Annotated in this window: 22 protein-coding genes and 1 tRNA gene; 19 read left to right on the top strand and 4 right to left on the bottom strand. The window is 70.2% G+C overall.

Annotated elements, in window-relative coordinates:
• Nucleotides 1-7: 7 nt before the first annotated feature.
• The 17 genes from DBP14_RS16680 (at nucleotide 8) to DBP14_RS16765 (ending at nucleotide 14,015) form a co-directional block, all read left to right on the top strand.
• A complete protein-coding gene (locus DBP14_RS16680) occupies nucleotides 8-934 on the top strand; it encodes a glycosyltransferase (RefSeq protein ID WP_129307992.1) in 927 nt (308 codons plus the stop codon).
• Nucleotides 925-1,596, top strand: a complete 672-nt coding sequence (locus DBP14_RS16685) for a hypothetical protein (RefSeq protein ID WP_129307993.1) — start codon at nucleotides 925-927, stop codon at nucleotides 1,594-1,596. The genes DBP14_RS16680 and DBP14_RS16685 overlap by 10 nt, the downstream gene beginning before the upstream one ends.
• A complete protein-coding gene (locus DBP14_RS16690) occupies nucleotides 1,581-2,216 on the top strand; it encodes an FkbM family methyltransferase (RefSeq protein WP_129307994.1) in 636 nt (211 codons plus the stop codon). Before DBP14_RS16685 ends, DBP14_RS16690 begins: the two co-directional genes overlap by 16 nt.
• Entirely contained in the window at nucleotides 2,213-3,187 is a 975-nt protein-coding gene (locus tag DBP14_RS36895; protein WP_241740946.1) for a hypothetical protein, read from the top strand. Before DBP14_RS16690 ends, DBP14_RS36895 begins: the two co-directional genes overlap by 4 nt.
• Before the next feature lie 6 nt (nucleotides 3,188-3,193).
• Nucleotides 3,194-3,613: a hypothetical protein gene (locus DBP14_RS16700; RefSeq protein WP_129307995.1), complete on the top strand. Its 420-nt coding sequence runs from the start codon at nucleotides 3,194-3,196 to the stop codon at nucleotides 3,611-3,613.
• On the top strand, nucleotides 3,607-3,921 hold the full coding sequence (locus DBP14_RS16705) for a hypothetical protein (protein ID WP_129307996.1): 315 nt from the start codon (nucleotides 3,607-3,609) through the stop codon (nucleotides 3,919-3,921). Before DBP14_RS16700 ends, DBP14_RS16705 begins: the two co-directional genes overlap by 7 nt.
• 15 nt (nucleotides 3,922-3,936) lie before the next feature.
• Nucleotides 3,937-4,287 (top strand): hypothetical protein, encoded by a 351-nt coding sequence (locus DBP14_RS16710; protein WP_129307997.1) that lies wholly within the window; start codon nucleotides 3,937-3,939, stop codon nucleotides 4,285-4,287.
• Nucleotides 4,284-4,715, top strand: a complete 432-nt coding sequence (locus DBP14_RS16715; protein WP_129307998.1) for a minor capsid protein — start codon at nucleotides 4,284-4,286, stop codon at nucleotides 4,713-4,715. The genes DBP14_RS16710 and DBP14_RS16715 overlap by 4 nt, the downstream gene beginning before the upstream one ends.
• Before the next feature lie 10 nt (nucleotides 4,716-4,725).
• The gene (locus DBP14_RS16720; protein ID WP_129307999.1) at nucleotides 4,726-5,199 is read left to right on the top strand and encodes a hypothetical protein; all 474 of its coding nucleotides are present in this window, start codon (nucleotides 4,726-4,728) and stop codon (nucleotides 5,197-5,199) included.
• The gene (locus tag DBP14_RS16725; RefSeq protein WP_129308000.1) at nucleotides 5,199-5,717 is read left to right on the top strand and encodes a hypothetical protein; all 519 of its coding nucleotides are present in this window, start codon (nucleotides 5,199-5,201) and stop codon (nucleotides 5,715-5,717) included. The genes DBP14_RS16720 and DBP14_RS16725 overlap by 1 nt, the downstream gene beginning before the upstream one ends.
• A 211-nt stretch (nucleotides 5,718-5,928) precedes the next feature.
• On the top strand, nucleotides 5,929-8,454 hold the full coding sequence (locus DBP14_RS16735; RefSeq protein ID WP_129308001.1) for a phage tail tape measure protein: 2,526 nt from the start codon (nucleotides 5,929-5,931) through the stop codon (nucleotides 8,452-8,454).
• 66 nt (nucleotides 8,455-8,520) lie between these two features.
• Nucleotides 8,521-11,580 (top strand): hypothetical protein, encoded by a 3,060-nt coding sequence (locus DBP14_RS16740; protein ID WP_129308002.1) that lies wholly within the window; start codon nucleotides 8,521-8,523, stop codon nucleotides 11,578-11,580.
• A gap of 12 nt (nucleotides 11,581-11,592) precedes the next feature.
• Nucleotides 11,593-12,093: a hypothetical protein gene (locus DBP14_RS16745; RefSeq protein ID WP_129308003.1), complete on the top strand. Its 501-nt coding sequence runs from the start codon at nucleotides 11,593-11,595 to the stop codon at nucleotides 12,091-12,093.
• A 67-nt stretch (nucleotides 12,094-12,160) separates the two neighbouring features.
• A complete protein-coding gene (locus DBP14_RS16750) occupies nucleotides 12,161-12,475 on the top strand; it encodes a hypothetical protein (RefSeq protein ID WP_129308004.1) in 315 nt (104 codons plus the stop codon).
• Nucleotides 12,475-13,470: an N-acetylmuramoyl-L-alanine amidase gene (locus DBP14_RS16755; RefSeq protein WP_241740947.1), complete on the top strand. Its 996-nt coding sequence runs from the start codon at nucleotides 12,475-12,477 to the stop codon at nucleotides 13,468-13,470. The genes DBP14_RS16750 and DBP14_RS16755 overlap by 1 nt, the downstream gene beginning before the upstream one ends.
• 3 nt (nucleotides 13,471-13,473) lie before the next feature.
• Nucleotides 13,474-13,659, top strand: coding sequence for a hypothetical protein (locus DBP14_RS16760; RefSeq protein WP_129308005.1), 186 nt, complete (start codon nucleotides 13,474-13,476; stop codon nucleotides 13,657-13,659).
• Entirely contained in the window at nucleotides 13,659-14,015 is a 357-nt protein-coding gene (locus DBP14_RS16765; RefSeq protein ID WP_129308006.1) for a hypothetical protein, read from the top strand. The genes DBP14_RS16760 and DBP14_RS16765 overlap by 1 nt, the downstream gene beginning before the upstream one ends.
• 53 nt (nucleotides 14,016-14,068) lie before the next feature.
• Here the strand turns inward: DBP14_RS16765 and DBP14_RS16770 are convergent, their stop codons facing one another.
• Both DBP14_RS16770 and DBP14_RS16775 read right to left on the bottom strand, forming a co-directional pair.
• A complete protein-coding gene (locus DBP14_RS16770) occupies nucleotides 14,069-14,926 on the bottom strand; it encodes a helix-turn-helix transcriptional regulator (protein ID WP_129308007.1) in 858 nt (285 codons plus the stop codon).
• Between the two features lie 11 nt (nucleotides 14,927-14,937).
• Nucleotides 14,938-15,675 carry a DUF6879 family protein gene (locus DBP14_RS16775; protein ID WP_129308008.1) on the bottom strand — a complete coding sequence of 246 codons (738 nt, stop codon included), beginning with the start codon at nucleotides 15,673-15,675 and terminating at the stop codon, nucleotides 14,938-14,940.
• Between the two features lie 174 nt (nucleotides 15,676-15,849).
• On the opposite strand from DBP14_RS16775, the gene DBP14_RS16780 reads away from it, so the two are divergent.
• Together DBP14_RS16780 and DBP14_RS16785 are read left to right on the top strand one after the other, a co-directional pair.
• Nucleotides 15,850-16,059 (top strand): hypothetical protein, encoded by a 210-nt coding sequence (locus DBP14_RS16780; RefSeq protein WP_129308009.1) that lies wholly within the window; start codon nucleotides 15,850-15,852, stop codon nucleotides 16,057-16,059.
• Nucleotides 16,056-16,439: a hypothetical protein gene (locus DBP14_RS16785; RefSeq protein WP_129308010.1), complete on the top strand. Its 384-nt coding sequence runs from the start codon at nucleotides 16,056-16,058 to the stop codon at nucleotides 16,437-16,439. The genes DBP14_RS16780 and DBP14_RS16785 overlap by 4 nt, the downstream gene beginning before the upstream one ends.
• 125 nt (nucleotides 16,440-16,564) lie before the next feature.
• Here the strand turns inward: DBP14_RS16785 and DBP14_RS16790 are convergent, their stop codons facing one another.
• Both DBP14_RS16790 and DBP14_RS16795 read right to left on the bottom strand, forming a co-directional pair.
• Nucleotides 16,565-16,801 (bottom strand): helix-turn-helix transcriptional regulator, encoded by a 237-nt coding sequence (locus tag DBP14_RS16790; protein ID WP_129308011.1) that lies wholly within the window; start codon nucleotides 16,799-16,801, stop codon nucleotides 16,565-16,567.
• 559 nt (nucleotides 16,802-17,360) lie between these two features.
• Nucleotides 17,361-17,433 (bottom strand) — tRNA-Ala (locus tag DBP14_RS16795).
• Nucleotides 17,434-17,593 lie beyond the last annotated feature (160 nt).

Raw genomic sequence — 17,593 nt, forward strand, 5'->3', positions numbered from 1 at the left:
GGCGTCGATGCGCTGTGTCGTGCTCGGCGCTCCCCGGCCGCTGCACCTGAACCGGTGGAAGGACTGCCTCACCGAAGGCGGGACCGAACTCGGCTGGGACATGCTGCACCTGCCCGCCCGGGGCATCCCCACCGACCAGGTCATCAGCGCCTGCCGGGGCGCCGACATGCTGATCTGGGCCCGCACCCACGGCCACAACCCGGCCGGCGACATCCCCGGCATGCTGTGTGCCATCGAGGACGCGGGCACCGCCACGGTCGCCCTGCACCTGGACCTGTACTGGGGGATCCGCCGGCGCGAGCAGCAGATCGGGATGGACCCGTGGTGGTCGTGCCAGTGGGTGTTCACCGCCGACGGCGGCCACCAGGCCGAGTTCGCCGCCCGTGGCGTCAACCATTGGTGGCTGCCGCCGCCGCTGGGCCGCCGCTGGCTCGGCCGCTCGGCCCCGGACCGGCGTCGCTTCCCCGGCCGGACGGTGTTCGTGGGCGGCTACTCGCCGGGCATCCACGGCCAGCACCGCGCGCAGCTGCTCACCTGGGCGCGCCGCCGGTACGCGTACAGCTTCCAGCAGTACGGCCGGGGCCGCCCGGTGTGGGGGAAGGATCTCGGCACCCTGTACGCCTCCGCCGAGGTCGTCCTCGGCGACTCGGCGCCGGCCGCCCGCTATTGGTCGGACCGGATGGTGTGCACGATGGGCCGCGGCGGACTCCTCGCGCACCCGCGCACGGAGGGCATGACGGACCTCGGCTTCACCGATGAGGTGATGCTGACCTACGAGCGGGGCGACTTCGCGGGGCTCGGCGAGCGCATCGACTCACTGACCGCGGCTGACCGGCGGGCGATGACGGATGCGGCGATCACCCTGATCGGGGAGCGGCATCTGTGGGAGCACCGGCTGAAGGACATCGCGGAGGTGGTGTTCGGGTGCGGGTGATCATCGCGTGCGCCGGGTCGCAGACGAAGTGGGGCAACCACCTCGGTGTGCCCTCCCACCTGGTGCCGCTGCGCGCGCATCACGGGGTGCCGCTGCTGTACCGGACGGTCGGCCAGGCCCGCGAACTCACCGGCGACGTGCACCTGACCTGCCCGGCCGGCGACGTCCGCTACAAGCTGCCCGGCGTGACCGTGCACGAGCAGGACGGTGGCGCGCCCTCGGAGTACGCGGCCACCCGCGACCTGTGGAACCCGCGCGGCCGAACGGTGCTGCTGCTCGGCGACGTCTACTTCACCGACCGGGCGATGGACACGATCGGCGGTTTCCGCCCGCAGACCTACCGTGTGTTCGGACGCCCCTACGGCAGCCGGATCACCGGCACCCCGTATGGGGAGATTTTCGCCGCCTCGTGGTGGCCCGCCCAGCATGCCCGCATGGACAAGCGGCTCGCCCACGTCCACGAGCTACGCGCCGCGGGGATCGTGACCCGGCCGCCGGGCTGGATGCTGCTCCGGTCCTGGCAGCAGACCCGCATTGATCAGCACATCGTGACCGGTGATTGGTTCACCCCGATCAACGACCTCACGGACGACTTCGACACGCCGCGCGACTTCGCCCGGCACCCAGTAACCCGGGAGGCGCCCACGTGGCCAACGTCATGAGGGCCTTGCCCGCCCTGCTCCAGCAGCTCGGCTGGACGCCGCAGCACCTCGTCCACGTCGGCGCCCACGAGGGCCAAGAGATGCCGTTCTACCGGGAGGCCGGCATCCCTCGGATCACGCTCGTCGAGCCGATCCCGGCACTGGCCGCACGCCTGCACCGCGAGCATCCGCAGGCGATCGTCCACGAGTGCGCGTGCGCGCGCACGCCCGGGCGTGCGCGCCTGCACGTGATGGCCCGCACGAACCTGTCGACGCTCGCCGCGCCGCAGCGCGGTGACCGCCTGGCCGACACGATCGACGTGGAGGTGCGCCGCCTCGACGACCTCGCCCCCGACGCTGACGCCGCGGTCATCGACGCGCAGGGCCGGGAACTGGACGTGCTCTCAGCAGCCCCGTGGGACAGCCTGCGCATGGTGATCGTGGAGACGTGCACGGTCGACGACGCGACGATGGCCGCACCCTACGGCGAGACCTCCGCCGTGATGGCCGAGCGTGGCTTCTTCGAGGTAGACCGCTGGGTCCGGGACTACGACTGGCTGAACCGCTGGGCCCGCGGTCCCGGTCAGGCGCCGCGCGGCGGAGAGGTCCGCGACGTCGTGTTCTACCGGCAGCCGTCGTGAACGTCGCCGTCCTGGTGCCGTGGCGGCCGGACGGCGGCCCCCGGCAGACGGTGTGGGCGTGGATGCGCGGCCAGTGGGCTGCCGCGCACCCGGGCTGGGAGATCGTCACCGGGGCATGCCCTGACGGCCCGTGGTCGAAGGGCGCAGCGATCGCGGACGCGTTCCGCCAGACGGACGCCGACGTCCTGGTCGTCGCCGACGCGGACGTGTGGTGCATCGGTACTCCGTTCGCCGTCGACGCTGTGGCCTCCCGACGGGCCCGGTGGGCGATGCCCCACCAGCTCGTCCGCCGCCTCACCGCCGACGCCACCGAGGCTGTCCTCCGGGGCGCGCCCATGACCGGCCAGCCCACCGTCGAAACCCACCCGGGCGTCCCCGGCGGCGGCATCGTCGTCCTTGCCCGCCAGGTTCTCGAGGGCGTGCCCCTCGATCCGGCGTTCACCGGCTGGGGGCAGGAAGACCAGGCGTGGGCGCTGGCCCTGACGACGCTCGCCGGGCCGATGTGGCGCGGCACCTCAGACCTGTTCCACCTGTGGCATCCGCCGGCCCCGCGCCGTACCCGTGCGGTCGGCTCACGCGAGTCGCTGGCCCGTTACCGCCGATACCAGCAGGCCTCCGGCCAGGCCGCCCAGATGCGGCAACTGGTGGCCGAGTTCTGCCCGACACCCTTGAAGGGGACCCCGATGGCCTACCGCTACCGCAACGACAACACCGGCGACGAGGTGGAGTACGAGCACCCCAACGCCCGGCTGGAGATGCTGCCGAACTGGCAGCGGATCCCCGTCCCGGCGGCCGACCCGGAGCCCATGACGCCGCCGGCCCCGAAGGAGCCGGGCGAGCGGCCGGCGCAGCAGGACCCGAAGGCCGCCTGGGTGGAGTACGCCACCAGCCGCGCGCAGGACTCCGGAGAGGTCGCTGAGATCGCCACCCTGACCAAGGCCGAGCTGATCGACCGCTACGGCAAGGAGTAGCCAGCTGTGAGCAGGGTCTACGCCACCGTCGACGACTATCAGACCTTCACCGGCGAGACCCCGCCCGACGGCACGGACCGGCGGCTGTCCACAGCGTCTCGCATGCTCGACCGGACGATCCTCCGCTTCTGCCGCTACGACGTCGACGACACCGGCCTGCCCACCAACACCGTGGTGGCGGCCGCGTTCCGCGACGCGGTATGCGCGCAGGTCGCATGGTGGGGGAACGTCGGTGACCCGTCCGGCGCGGACGCGGTCGGCTGGGGCACCCTGGCGATCGGCTCCGTCAACCTCGGCCGCAACGCGACCGCCGTGTCCGGGGACGACGCACCGGCCCGCCAGCTCGCCCCCGAGGCCGCTGACGCCCTACAGTCCCCGGACCTGACGCCGGACATCTTCCGCCTCGGCGCGGTGACGTCATGCTGATCCCACGCGTCCTCATGCGGCACGAGATCACCGTCGAGGCGTACTCGGGTGAGTCCAGCACGGGACCCCTGTACGAGGCCCCGACCGTGGTGCGCTGCTTCGTCGACGAGCAGACCCGCGCCGTCCGCTCCCCAGGCGGCGAGCAGGTCACCTCCTCCTCAACCGCATACGCCGACCCCGGCACCAGCGCCCCGGCCCTGTCCCGCGTCACCCTGCCGTCCGGCCGTACCACCACGGTGATCGCCGCCCTGGACCGCAACGGCGGCGGCCTGCCGACACCGGACCACGTGGAGATCCAACTCCAGTAGGAAAGGGGGGCCATCATGGCGGCGCGTTTCGTCCTCCGCTTCAACGCGGGCCCCGTCCGCCGGGAGCTACGGACCGGCGCCGTCCGGGGACTGCAGCTCGGTGCCGAGCATGTGCTGACCAAGTCGCAGGAGGTCGTGCCGCTCGACGAGGGCCCGCTGCAGAACTCGGGTACCACCTCCGTCGACGCATCGTCGCTGACCGCGGCGATCGCCTACGACACGCCGTACGCCGTACGCCAGCACGAGAACTTGGAGTACCGGCACGCCCCGGGCCGCACCGCGAAGTACCTGGAGACCCCCCTCAACGCCTCCCGCGCCGAGGTCCTCGCGCTGGTCGCCGCGCAGATGCGGAGGTCCCTGCGGTGAGCCACGACTCCGATCTCCTCCAGGGCATCGCCGAACGCCTGGATACCGCCGGCGTCGGCGTGTACGACCCGGACAGTGCCCTGTCGGCCGACGGCACAGGCATCGTCCTCGGCAAAGTGCCGGACGGCCCGGACCGGGTTCTCGGCCTGACCCTGTACCCGGTCACCGACGACGACTCCACCGACTCCGTCACGGGCGTGCAGGCGCGCATGCGCGCGGGCGTGAACCCGCTCGACGTCATCGCCCTGGCCGACGCGGTGTTCGACGTCCTCCACAACGCCCGCTCCTACACCGTGCACGGCGTGTGGGTGGAGGTCTCCTGGCGGAACTCCCAGTCGTGGATCGGCCAGGACACCAGCGGCCGCCAAGAGATCGCCGCGAACTACTACTTCCGGACGGTTCGGTCCGGGACCCACCTGAACCCCTGAGGAGGACGGGATGTCCACACCCACCGAGACCGAGCTCGCACGCGACTGGCGCCTGGAGATCAACATGGGCACCGACGACGTGCCCGACTGGCAGCTGTGCCCTGGCGTGCGCGAGTTCCAGCCCAGCAGCGACCCGAACATCGAGGACAGCTCCGACTACGACTCCGACGGCTGGGCCGGGAACACGAAGACCGCCCAGGCCTGGGAGCTGTCGGTCACCATCCGCCGCAAGGCCGACAAGACCAGCAAGGTGTACTCGTCGGTGCATGAGGCGATCCGGCTCGCCCACTACGCGTACGGCGACGCCAACCTGGTGCACCTGCGCTACATGAACCGCGACGGGCTCCCCGAGGCCTACGAGGGCAAAGCCATCCCGCAGTGGGCGCCGTCCGGCGGCGAGTACTCCGCGCTCGGCGAGGTCGAGATCACCTTCACCGGTGACGGGCCGCTCACCGCGATCGACAACCCGCTGGCAGGGAGCTGATGGCCGCCCAGTTCGAGGCCCTCGGCGACTTCCTCGACGACTATCTGGAGCTGCCCGTCCGCTGCGAGGACGGGCAGATGCGCACCTTCCGTATCCCGTCCCCGCCGGCCAAGGTCGGCCTGCGCGTCGATCAGATCACCAAGACCGCCGCCCAGGTGTTCCTCGGCGGCACCGACGTGGACACCGCCGTCCTCGACGACGACGAGGAGAAGGACCTCTTCCGTCTCGTCCTCGGCCCCGTCCACGACGAGATCGCCGCCCATCTGGGCTGGACACGGTTCCGGCACGTCGCCCTCACCGCCATGGTGTGGATCCTCAACGACCGGGACGCGGCCGCGAAGTTCTGGGCCGGTCGCGACCCTTCTCTCCTGGCCCCGAACCGGGCGGCCCGTCGGCAGCGGAACTCTCAGCGCTCGGAGTCGGCTGCGGCGAATACGACCCGGTCACGGGGCTCTACGAGTGGTACGAAGGCGGGCGGCCAACGGCGTCGCAAGCCCGGCGGCAAGGGCCGCGGCTGACCCGCACTGACCTGCTGGAGCAGTGGCCCCTGGTTGAGGCCGACTTCCAGGACACCTACGGCCTCGACCTCAGCACCCCCGACCTGCTCGACGCCCGGTCGTGGCGCTGGTTCCTCACCCGCCTGTACGGGCTCCTCGCCGCAGAGACCCGGCTCTCCAGGCACTTCGCACCTCCCCCGCCCAAGCAGCCCCGTTCACGGAGGAGGTAGCCATGGCCCTCGTCGTCGGCGAACTCACCGCCCTCATCACCCTCGACGACTCGGCCGTGGACCCGGCACTGCGCCGCACCCAGCAGGCCATGCGGCAGGCCGGACAGCAGCTCGGCCGGGCCGCCGACGACGCCGGACAGCAGGCCGGGCAGGAACTCGGCGGGGGCTTCGTCCGCGGCGCTGACGGCCGGTGGCGGGACATGCAGGCCAACCTGGTGGACGCCGTCACTGCGGCCACCCTTGAGGCCGAGTCGAGGGCCCGCCGTGGCGGCCAGCAGGTCGGGCAGCGCTTCGACGACGGCGTGGAGCGGGGCGCCCGGCAGGCCGGCGACGACCTCGCCGACGGCGTCCGCCGCGGCGCCGGTGACGCCGCCGATGCGGCTGCGGACGCGGGTGATGACGCCAGCGGATCGTTCCTGGACCGGATGCGGGGCAGCACCTCCGACGGCATCGGGGAGATCGCGGGCAACATCCGTGAGGGCCTGGCCTCCAAGCTGGGCCTCGCCGCTGTGGGCGCGGCGGCCGGCGGCGCTCTGATGTCGGCCCTGAACGAGGCCGTCGAGCAGGAGAAGATCGCCGACCGGCTCGGGGCGAAGCTCGGTGCGACGGGCCCGCAGGCCCGGAAGTACGGGCACATCGCTGGGAAGCTGTACGCGGACGCGGTGACCGAGGACTTCGAGGGCGCAGCCGACGCGATCGGTGCCGTGATGGGGGCGGGCCTGGTCGACCCGACCGCGACGAACAAGCAGATCCAGTCGATCTCCACGAACGTCGCGGACCTGGCAACGACGTTCGACCAGGACCTGGGTGGCGTCGTCAACGCGGTCTCGCAGATGGTCCGCACGGGCCTGGCGAAGAACAGCAAGGACGCCCTGGACATCCTGACCAAGGGCTTCCAGTCGTCGGCGAACAAAGCCGATGACTTGTTGGACACGTTCAACGAGTACGGCACCCAGTTCAGGAAGGCCGGCGTGTCCGGGGCGCAGGCGGTCGGGCTGATGAACCAGGCCATCCAGCACGGTGCCCGGGACGCGGACATCGCCGCCGACGCGATCAAAGAGTTCTCGATCCGCGCGGTCGACGGGTCGACGACCACCGCGCAGGGCTTCAAGGCACTCGGCCTCAACGCCGACGACATGGCCAAGAAGTTCTCCAAGGGCGGCAAGACCGCGAACGGTGTCCTGGACTTGACCCTCGACAAGCTCCGCAACGTCAAGGATCCGGTGAAGCAAAGCCAGATCGCTGTCGAGTTGTTCGGAACCCAGGCCGAGGATCTCGGGCAGGCCTTGTACGCGATGGACCCGTCGAAGGCCGTCGACACCCTCGGCAAGGTCGGAGGCGCCGCCGACAAGATGGGTGACAGCCTCCGCGACAACTCCAGCACGAAGGTGGAGCAGTTCAAACGGGGCATGAAGCAGGGCGTCGTCGACTTCCTCGGCCTGCACGTGGTGCCGGCCCTGGACAACGTCCGCAAGGGGGTCGGGAACCTGTGGGCGGATGCCGGGAAGGGCAACCAGCAGGGCGCCGACCGCGTGGTCGCGTTCTTCGATCTGCTCTGGCAGGGCATCCAGACGAAGATGGACCAGCTCGTGCCGAAAACGATCGACGGCCTGTCACAAGCCGGTACGAAGATCGCCGAGTACATCCAGTCCAACCCGGAAGGGGCGCTGAAGATCGGCTTGATCGCGGGCGCTATCGCTGCTGCGATCATCACGCTGCCGGTGCTGGTCGCCGCTTCGGTGCTCGCCGCGGCCACGGTCCTAGTGGGGAACTTCACGACCAGCATGATCAGCGGGATCAACCAGAAGATCCCACAGCTGGGGTCGACCATCGGGGGCTGGTTCTCCGGCCTGTGGTCCAACTACGTGGCCGGCCCGGTCTCCCGCCAGTGGAACTCCTTCATGGGCACGGTGCGCGCCCTGCCGGGCCGGGCACGCTCAGCCCTGGGGTCGCTCGGCTCGACGCTCTCGGGCGTCGCGTCGTCGGCGTGGGGGAGTTTCCGGGACGGCACCGTCAACAAGGCCACCTCGGCGATCAACTGGGTCCGCGGCCTGCCCCATAGGGCGAAGTCCGCCCTCAGTGGCTTGGGCGGCACTCTGTACAACGCGGGCTGGTCGCTGATCTCTGGGTTCATCAGCGGTATCCGTGACCGGATCCCATCTGTGCGGAGCGTCCTGGGTGGCCTCACCAGCAGCCTGACCGACTGGAAAGGGCCGGCCACGGTCGACGCCCGGATCCTCACTCCAGCCGGCCGTCTGGTCATCTCTGGGTTCCAGCACGGTATCGAGCAGCAGACACCGGCGCTGCGCCGCCAGCTGCAGGGGCTGACGGCGGAGGTGCCGAGCATGGCTATGGGCGCGGGCGCCATGTCCGGTGGCAGCGGTGTGACGGCGGGATCGTCGTCGGCTGCGCCGCGGGTGGTGAAGGTGGGTTCGGACGGCTCCGCTTTCGGCAACCTGCTGGTCGCTGAGCTGCGGAAGAAGATCGGCACCCTCGGGGGCGACGTGCAATTCGTACTGGGAGGTTGAGCGGCGGTGGCGTTTCCTGAAGACCCGCTGGGGTTGAAAGGTGAGCTGGTTCTGGGGGACACCACGGTGGACATCACCGCGGACCTGTACACCCGGGACCCGATCACGCACACGCGGGGCCGGCAGTACCGGGCGAATGCCGCGGACCCGGCGTCGTGCACGGCGACGATCCGGAACCGGGACGGCAAGTACACGCCCCGCAACCCTGAGGGCGTGTACTACGGGCTGCTCGGGAGGAACACCCCTTTCCAGATCAGTCTCCCCAGCACCACCACCTACCTGGCGCTGACCGGCGCCGTCGACACGGCCAGCACCCCGGACGCTGCCGCGCTCGACATCACCGGTGACCTCGATCTGCGGTGGGAGGGCGAAGCCGATTGGAACGCGAACGGCGCGCAGATCCTCATCGGCAAGTGGGGGGAAGTCGGGCAGCGTTCCTACCATCTGCGGCTGCAAGACGGGTATCTCTACCTGCACACCACGCAGGACGGCAGTACCGGCCGCTTTTCCGGGCGCGTCCTTCCATCACTGCCGCGTCGGGCCGCCCTGCGCGGCACCATGGAGGCCGACAACGGGGCTGGAGGTACAACCGCCCGCCTCTACTGGGCGCCCACGCTGGACGGGCCCTGGGAGCAGCTTGGTGACGACGGCATCGTCTCTGGCACAGTTGCCATCTTCAGCAGCACCGCCCCGCTGACCATCGCCCCCGAACAACTCGACACCGACCCCACCCGGCTGCCGGTCACCGGCCGCGTCTACAAGGCCCAGGTGTACGACGGCATCGACGGCACCCTCGTCGCGTCCCCCGACTTCACGGCGCAGACTGCGGGCACCACCAGCTTCACCGACTCCGCCGGCCGGACGTGGACGCTCACCTCGGGGATCACCGACCGGCTGATCCGGTTCAACGGCGAGGTACCTGAGTGGCCACCGAAGTGGGCGGCGTCCGAGGCGGACGCGTGGACCCCGATCCAGGCCGCCGGCATCCTCCGCCGGATGGGTCAGGGGCAGAAGCCGCTGCAGTCCGCGCTGACCCGCCGTGTGCCGTCGTTCGACCCGGTGGCGTACTGGCCGATGGAGGAGGGCGCCAACGCGACTCGCGCCTACAGCCCGATCAAGGGCGTATCACCGTTGAACCTGTCGGGCTTCGACATGTCCGCCAACGACACATTGGCGGGTTCGAAGGCGCTGCCCGTCATCCGGGAAGGCGCCACCCTGTCAGGGATCGTGCCGATGCCGTCCGGTTCCCCGACCGAGTGGCATACCGAGTTCCTGTTCCGCATGGACACGGCCCCGTCCACCACCCAGACGCTGCTGCAATGGATCGGCACGGGCACCGTCAAGACGTGGAAGATCGAGCTCACGTCCAGCGGCGCGAACCTGCACGGGTACGACGCTGACGGCACCGCCGTCGTCACCTCGCTGGGCCTGTTCCCCGCCCTGTACGGCAAGTGGTACCGGTGGAAGATCTTCGCCACCCAGGACGGCACCAGCGTGGACTGGGTGGAGGAATGGACGGCCGTCGGCGAGTCCGCCAAAGCGTTCAGCGGCAACTACACCGGCACGCTCGGCCGCATCTCGAAAGTCATGGGCCCGCCCGGCTACTCCAGCGAACTCGCCGGCGCGTCCATCGGACACATCGGGGTGTTCACCGTGGCCGACACCTTCGCCTACAACGACGGTGACATCGGATTCGCCGGTGAGACAGCAGCAGCACGCTTGCTGCGTCTGACCGATGAGGAAGGCCTTTCCCTGGCGGTCAGCGGAGACGTCTCTGAGACGGAGCTGGTCGGGCCTCAGCGGCCGACCGCCCTGCTCGATCTGCTCCGAGAGTGCGCGGACGCTGACGGCGGCATCTTCGGCGAGGCCATCGACCGCCGCAGCTTGGTCTACCGCACCCGCGCCAGCCTCTACAACCAGGCCCCGAAGCTGACGCTCGACTACGGGGCCGGGCAGCTGGCGCCACCGTTCGAACCCATCGAGGACGACCAGGTCCGCAACGACTGGGAGGTCACCCGTAACGGGGGATCGTCCGGCCGGGCCACCCTCACCGAGGGCACCCTGTCCACACAGGACCCCCCGGACGGCATCGGCCTGTACGACGACAGCGTCACCCTCAACCTGGACACGGACGAGCAGACCGACCCGATCGCGGCGTGGCTGCTCCACCTCACCTCCTGGGACGAGGCCCGCTACCCGGCAGTCACGGTCCGCCTGCACAAGAACCCGGCGCTGATCCCCGACGTGCTGGGCCTCGAGGTCGGCGACAAGATCCGCATCGAGGGCCTGCCTGTGAGGTTCGCGGCCGGCGGCACCGTCGAGTTGCTGGTGGACGGCTGGTCGGAAACCTTCCTCCCGAGGAAGTGGGAGATCACGTTCAACTGCTCCCCGGCCGGACCGTGGAACGTCGGCGAAGTCGCCATCACCGAGGACTTCGAGGACGCCTCCCTGAGCGTGACCGCCACGGACGGCGGAGACCTGCCCTGGGCGCGCACACAGACCCACTACAACACCGGCAGTTGGTCCCTCCAGTCCGGAGCCATCACCAACAACCAGACCAGCGACTGGGTGGTGATGGTGCCCACCGGCGCCTCCGAGCTGACATTCGCGTACCGGACCTCGTCTGAGGAAGCCGGCACGGGCTTCGAGGGCGACCGGCTCACCGTCCTCGTCGACGGCACGCAGGTGCTGCGCGCGCAGGGCGAGACCGCCTGGACGTCGACCACCATCGACGTCACTGGAGCCAGCCAGGTGACGTTCCGGTACGCCAAAGACAACTCGGGTGCCGTCGGCGAGGACGCGGCGTGGGTCGATGACCTCACCTTCGCCCGGGCGCCGATGCACGTGGACACCGACGGCAGCGAGCTGGCCGCGGACGCCACCAGCACGGCGACGAGCCTGTCCGTGGCCACGACGGGCGGCCCGGTGTGGGTCGACTCGACAACGTTTCCGGCTGAGTTTCCCTTCGACATCACCGTCGGCGGTGAACGCATGCGGGTGACCGGCATCTCCGGGACCGCCTCGCCGCAGACCTTCACCGTCGTGCGCAGCGTGAACGGCGTGGTCAAGGAACAGGCCGACGGGACCGACGTCCGCCTTGCCGAACCAGCGATCGCCGCACTGTGAGGAGCACCCCCTGTGACCTATGAACCGTGGCAGCCCGGGATGCGGATCACCGCCGGGCGGCTCGCGTCGATCTCGGCGACGTGGCAGGAGTGGACGCCGACGTGGACCACGACGACCGGCGACAACACCCCGGACTACGGAAACGCGACGATCGCCTGCGACTACTGCCAGACCGGCAACCTGGTCGTCTGCTCCTTCGACATCGCGTTCGGGTCCACCACCGACTTCGGTGATGGGGGCGGCACGGACAACTTCGCGTTCGGCCTGCCGGTGTCGTGCGCGGCCTCGTCCGGCGACACGCTCGGTTTCATAACCATGCGCCAGTCGGACAGTGCCCAGCTGATCGGCCGGGTGCAGTACAACGGCTCCGACTCCATCCGGATCAGCGTGGACTCGGGCCGAGTCGACTCGACGGCCGTCTCCAACGCGGGGCTCATTGACGCCGTCTCGCCGTGGACGTGGGCGTCCGGGAACGCTCTGCACGGCCTGTTCCAGTACCGCGCGGCCTCCTGACCCGAACCCCATCCCCGTACGCCCCGCACCGTCCTGGTTCGGGGCCCTTCTCATTTCTGGAGGCACCGTGCCTGCACAGACGCCGTCCGTCGGACGGATCGTCCACTACCAGCTGACCGAGCACGACGCGACCGACATCAACCGCCGCCGTCAGGACTTCCATCAGAGCCGCAGCGCCGACGAGCGCACCGGCTTCGTCGGCCACGTCGGGAACCACGCGGCCGCCGGTGACGTGTACCCCGCGGTCATCGTCCGCGTGTGGAGCGAGAGCACCACCACCTGCAACTTGCAGGTGCTGCTGGACGGCACGGACACGTACTGGGCGACCTCCCGCGCCGAGGGCTCCGAGGCCGGCACCTGGGCCTGGCCGGAGCGTGCCTGATGAGCACAGGACCACAGAAGTACCCGGGAGCCTCCACCTCGTCCTGGTGGCAATCGAAGTGGGGCGGCGACCTCATGGAGGTCAACGTCCTGGTGCTGCACACCACCGAGGGCATCGGGCTGACGGACTACGACGGCGGCAGTATGGCCCCGAACCTCACCGCCGTCGCCGACATCCCCAACAAGCGGCTGCGCTGGTACCAGCACTTCGACATCGACCGCTCCTCCCGCGCCCTGCAGAACCTGGCCGGCGGGGTGGAGACGAACACCCTGAACGTGGTGCAGGTTGAGCTGGAGGGCACCTGCGACTACGGGCACCGCGCGAAGTGGGGCAGCAAGGTCGCAGGCCAGGACTACATCTACTGGGGCGACCCGCCGGACTGGGCCCTCCAGGACCTGGCGGACTTCGTGCGCTGGCTCCACGCCAACCACAACGTGCCGCTGTCCGGCCCGTCGGAGTGGCTGACGTACGGCCCGGACTCACGGAGGCCCGGCGTCACCCCGGCCTCGTACGGGGCGAGCCCGGCCCGCATGACCTTCAGCGAGTGGAACGGCTTCCACGGCATCTGCGGTCACGAGCACGTCCCCGAGAACGACCACGGCGACCCCGGCTCCTTGCCGTTCGCCAAGCTCATCGCCCTCGCCAAGGGGACCCAACCGTCCGAGGAGGACGACATGCCGTCAGCAGCCGACGTGTGGAAGGCCGACGTCATCCCGGCCACCGCCCCGCCCTACAACAACAGCGACTTCGACAAGAACAAGACGTGGCAGGCCAGCTACGCCCTCTACTCCGCCGTCCTCACCGGCCGGAAGAACGCGGTCAAGTTGGACGCGCTCGCGGCGCAGATCGGTGCGCAGGCCGCGACGATCGACAAGCTGGTCGACGCCATCGGCTCGGGCGGCGGACTGTCGGCGGCGGAGATCAAGTCGGCGGCGGAGGCCGGTGCTCAGGCCGCACTGGACCGGCTCGGCGACGCGCTGTCGAAGGAGGCCTGACCCGTGAAGATCAGCGCTGTGTGGAAGGCCGTCGCCAGCGGGGTCGCGGCGGGCGCTGCGGCGGTCGTCACGGCGGTCCAGGACGGCCGGATCACCCCGGCCGAGGCGGTCACCATCGTGCTCGCCGTCCTCGGCGCCTACGGCATCACCTGGCGGGTGCCGAACCGGACACCTCCGGAGGGCAGCTGATGATTGCGGCGGACGTCACCGATAGCACCGGCGTCCCGCCCGTCGACGCACTCGTCGTCTGGAGCCTGGGCGCCGTAGCCATCGCCGGCGCACTGGCCCTCGTCTGGCGCGTAGTCCAGACCGTCCACCGGATCGCGAGGCGAGTCGACGACTTCGTGGACGACTGGCAAGGCGTACCTGCCCGTCCCGGCGTGGCGGAGCGGCCGGGAGTGATGGACCGCCTGGACCGGATCGAGGGACGCATCACGGGAATGGAACACGAGCTGCGGCCCAACAGCGGTCGCTCGCTCCGTGATGCCGTGGACCGAGTCGACCGCCGCACGCAAACACTCACCGCCGACCCAGGCCCCGAATGACTCAGCCCCCTCTCGCCCCACGGGCGGGAGGGGGCCCTTCGTCGTGTCCGGGCTCACTGCGGGTGCAGGGCGCGCCGGGCCCGGTTGATCACCGCCTGTGCGTCCGCGCCGTACACCGCAGACTCCCGCAGCGTGTTCCACACCCGCAGATAGACCGCGACGGAGTCCGCGTCGTCCAGCCACAGCTCAGCGTGCCAGTCCTCCACCACGACCCGGCGATCGTCGTACACCCAGAACCCGTTCCCCGGGTAGATCTTCAGCGACGCGGAGAACGGCACGATGCCCAGCTCCACCGTGTCCAGGCCGACCACGGCCGACAGCCGGTCAAGCTGCGCGGCCAGCACCGCCGGCGGGCACACCAGCGAGCGCAGGACGCCTTCCCACATCATGATCCGGTACGTTCGGCCCCGCTCGTACAGGCCTTCCTGCCGGCGGATCCGGGCCCGTACTGCGTCCTCCGTGTCCCGGGGGGACTGCATCAGGTTGGCGTGCCGGGTGAGGACGTGCCGCGCGTAGTCGGCGGTCTGCAGCATCCCGGGGACGAGGACGTTCTCCCAGATGGTGAGCACCGTAGTCCGGTCGTGCTCGGCCGTGATGGCCTCCTGGACCGGCCGGTGCCCGGAGGCCAGCTGCCGCCGCCAGGAGCGGATGTGCGACTCGAAGCCGCGCAGCTGGGCGAGCAGCCCGGGCACGGCGCCGGGCTGCCCGGTGGCTTCGGCCCACGCCTGGAGTTCCTCGGCGGTGGCGGTCTGCCGGCCGTTCTCCAGCTTGCTGACCTTCGACTTGGTCCAGCCGCCGCCGAGGCGCTCCACGAGCTGGGCGCCGGTGAGCCGACCGCCGGGGGCCGTGAGCCGCAGCTCTCGCAGGGAGAGCCCGAGCGCTTCACGGGCCTGCTGGTAGTCAGTGCTCACCGGACCTCACGTCACGTGCCGTTGATGTCGAACTGGGCGTACGGAACTGCATGATGCCAGGCCGCGTCACGTGCCTGGCAGTACCGGTTCACGGCGGCCGGCTCGGTGATGAGTTCCGCCCCGGTGAGATGGTCGTCCTGGTCGAAGAGCAGGCGGGCCACCAGCCGGGAGTCGAACAGCCAGAAGTCCTCGCCGGGCAGGTGCAGCTGCTCGGCCTGCGCGCGGGAGAGGTTGCGGATGTCCTCGCCGACGGCGCAGTTCCGGGCGGCGTTGCTCCGCAGGTACAGCTGGCCGGGGGTGGCCGGGCTGTCAACCAGGCGTACGCGCTCGAACCGCTTCCCGGCCGCGGTCTGCGCGCGGACGTTGCGGCACCACGCGTCGTCGTAGTCCCAGTCGATGCGCTGCCCCTTGGCGTGCTGGGCCCACTCGTCGGTCTGCTCGTCGCTGGCGTAGCGGCGCCGAGTCTCCAGCCGCCACGCGGTGTGCTCGAACGTGGTGAACAGCCTGTCGAAGTCTTCGGCGGCGTCGATGAGCCGCGGGCTGTCGTCGCGGGGCCCGAAGTCGACCAGCGTATTCCGGGGGACGACGACGGCTACCTCCCCATCGTTGAGGTGCTGCAGCTGGGCGAGGTCGGCCGGGTCGGTGAGCGGCGGCCCGTGCACGATGACCTCCCCGGTGCTGAGGTCTTCGTGGATGGCGGGGCAGCCGCCGCCGCCTGAGCCGGTGCCGTTGAACCGAAGTCGTCGCATCGCGTTCCCCTCCTGATGTCCTGGGCGTGGGGACCAGCCTTGCCCGAGGAGCCGGGCGCGGGGCAGTCCCTCAGGCGGTCCGCATTAGAAAAATGACGCAACTCTCTGCGACGGTCAAGAAACTCTGCGAAACCTGTACTGCGGTGAGCAACCCAGCGCCCCTACCGTCCACGTATGGCCTCCTCACCCATCAACAATGTCGACCCCTTCGTCGCCGTCGAGCGCCTGCGTACGGCACTGGACCAGGCAGGCATCGTCCTCCCGTCCCTCGCGGTCGATGCGGCATCCCCGAGCCTCCGCCTGGTTGAGCTGGGGCGGGTCCGATCGGACATCGCGCTCCGCCTGGCCGACGCCCTCCAGCAGCGAGCCGAGACCCCGGCATGACCGCCGTAGCGCTGGACCTTCCGGCCGAGGTCGTAGACGTGCTGGCCGTCAGACTCCCGCAGCTGGACGGGCTCGCCGTCGACCGGACGCGGGGCCGGGACTGCGTCTGGTGCGGCACCCCCCTGAACGCAGAGACGGCCGTCGACCTCGGCGAGCGCACCAGCCCCCTCTCCGGCAGCAGCTCCATCTGCGGCATGCGCTGGTTCCCCCGGGCCTGCCACGCCTGCACCGCCCGCTACGCCCGCCGCGCGCTCATGGACCACAGCACCACCTGCACCCTGTGCACGACGGAGGACACGGCCGCGGCCTGCGTCGTCGGCCGCGGCCTGTACCGGCTGCAGAGGAGGTGCCGGCAGCCCCGCTCGGAGCCGGCCGGATAGCCCTCGCTCCTGGCCCGCGCCGATGGGGTCAGGAACGGGCAGGGTCTCCAGCAGTCCCCGACGGCGAACTTGGGGTGCTGCTGGGGTCGGCCGCCGCTCGGTCTCTACGGCGCCGGGCGGCGGCCTCACCGCACGAGATCGAGGCGTACGCCGATCACCCGGCAGATGCGCAGCAGCACGTCCAGGGTGGGGTTGGCCTCGCCCGCCTCGATGGCCTGGTAGTGGCTGCGGTTCAGCGGCACCGCCAGGTAGACGTGCTCCTGGGTGAGGTTGCGGTGGAGGCGCTCCTCGCGGATGCGCTGACCGACGCGGCGGCGTTCGTGGAGTTTCCAGAGGTCGGCGTCGGGCGAGTCGTGCGGCATTCGACAAACGCTGTGACCAGCGTCATCCGTTGTCAGCCTGCCACCAGCAGGCTTTTTGTGATCAAGACAGTCCGGATGAAAGGGTGCGACTGGGAAACAGTTGCACTGGGCAAAAGACGGGGGCTGGCCTTGGCCGCCCCCCATACAGGCGCCCGCGCCCGCGCGCGGGCGGGATGCGGCCCGGCGTACCTCTGTCCGCCGGATCCCGTCATCCTGGCTCTGGCCCCGGCCAGAGCAAGCCGCCCCACCCCCTGTCCGGGGTGGGGCGGTCTACGTTTGTACGCACGGCCCCCGCCGATCTCCTCGGCGGGGGCCGCCGCCCGCGGGCCGGATCTCCCCATCCGGGGTCCCGCAGGTGACGACGAGCCTCTGTCTGGCGCGCGTGGGGAGCCGCGCCGTCCCCGTCTTTCGCTAGGCACTCTAAAGCGCTCAACGTTTTGTTCAAGTGCCCAGGACCGCCGCCACCAAACCGTGATCATCTGGCGTTGTGGACTCTATGCGGACTCAGGGCGTGAGCACGCCCCCCGAGGGAGTACCTCGGAGGGCGTCTGACCTGCAGTGGAGCCTAGGGGAGTCGAACCCCTGACATCTGCCATGCAAAGACAGCGCTCTACCAACTGAGCTAAGGCCCCGTGAGGGAAGCACCAGCCGAACGAACCGCTTACCGGCGGGTGCCGCAGACCAGAATACCGGGTCACCCCCCGTGGCTGGCAAAAAGATTGGGGCTCCCCGCGAATGACCACGCTCCGTAAGATGCTCGACGTGGTTCGCTACAGCGAACCGCGGTTTTCA

Source organism: Streptomyces sp. L2, assembly GCF_004124325.1.
Classification (GTDB): domain Bacteria; phylum Actinomycetota; class Actinomycetes; order Streptomycetales; family Streptomycetaceae; genus Streptomyces.

What these genes read in the sequence shown, in the direction of transcription:
- DBP14_RS16680 (WP_129307992.1), top strand. Translation starts at nt 8, where the DNA reads ATGCGCTGTGTCGTGCTCGGCGCTCCCCGGCCGCTGCACCTGAACCGG.
- DBP14_RS16705 (WP_129307996.1), top strand. Translation starts at nt 3,607, where the DNA reads ATGCTGATCCCACGCGTCCTCATGCGGCACGAGATCACCGTCGAGGCG.
- DBP14_RS16710 (WP_129307997.1), top strand. Translation starts at nt 3,937, where the DNA reads ATGGCGGCGCGTTTCGTCCTCCGCTTCAACGCGGGCCCCGTCCGCCGG.
- DBP14_RS16720 (WP_129307999.1), top strand. Translation starts at nt 4,726, where the DNA reads ATGTCCACACCCACCGAGACCGAGCTCGCACGCGACTGGCGCCTGGAG.
- DBP14_RS16725 (WP_129308000.1), top strand. Translation starts at nt 5,199, where the DNA reads ATGGCCGCCCAGTTCGAGGCCCTCGGCGACTTCCTCGACGACTATCTG.
- DBP14_RS16735 (WP_129308001.1), top strand. Translation starts at nt 5,929, where the DNA reads ATGGCCCTCGTCGTCGGCGAACTCACCGCCCTCATCACCCTCGACGAC.
- DBP14_RS16755 (WP_241740947.1), top strand. Translation starts at nt 12,475, where the DNA reads ATGAGCACAGGACCACAGAAGTACCCGGGAGCCTCCACCTCGTCCTGG.
- DBP14_RS16765 (WP_129308006.1), top strand. Translation starts at nt 13,659, where the DNA reads ATGATTGCGGCGGACGTCACCGATAGCACCGGCGTCCCGCCCGTCGAC.
- DBP14_RS16775 (WP_129308008.1), bottom strand. Translation starts at nt 15,675, where the DNA reads ATGCGACGACTTCGGTTCAACGGCACCGGCTCAGGCGGCGGCGGCTGC.
- DBP14_RS16780 (WP_129308009.1), top strand. Translation starts at nt 15,850, where the DNA reads ATGGCCTCCTCACCCATCAACAATGTCGACCCCTTCGTCGCCGTCGAG.
- DBP14_RS16785 (WP_129308010.1), top strand. Translation starts at nt 16,056, where the DNA reads ATGACCGCCGTAGCGCTGGACCTTCCGGCCGAGGTCGTAGACGTGCTG.
- DBP14_RS16790 (WP_129308011.1), bottom strand. Translation starts at nt 16,801, where the DNA reads ATGCCGCACGACTCGCCCGACGCCGACCTCTGGAAACTCCACGAACGC.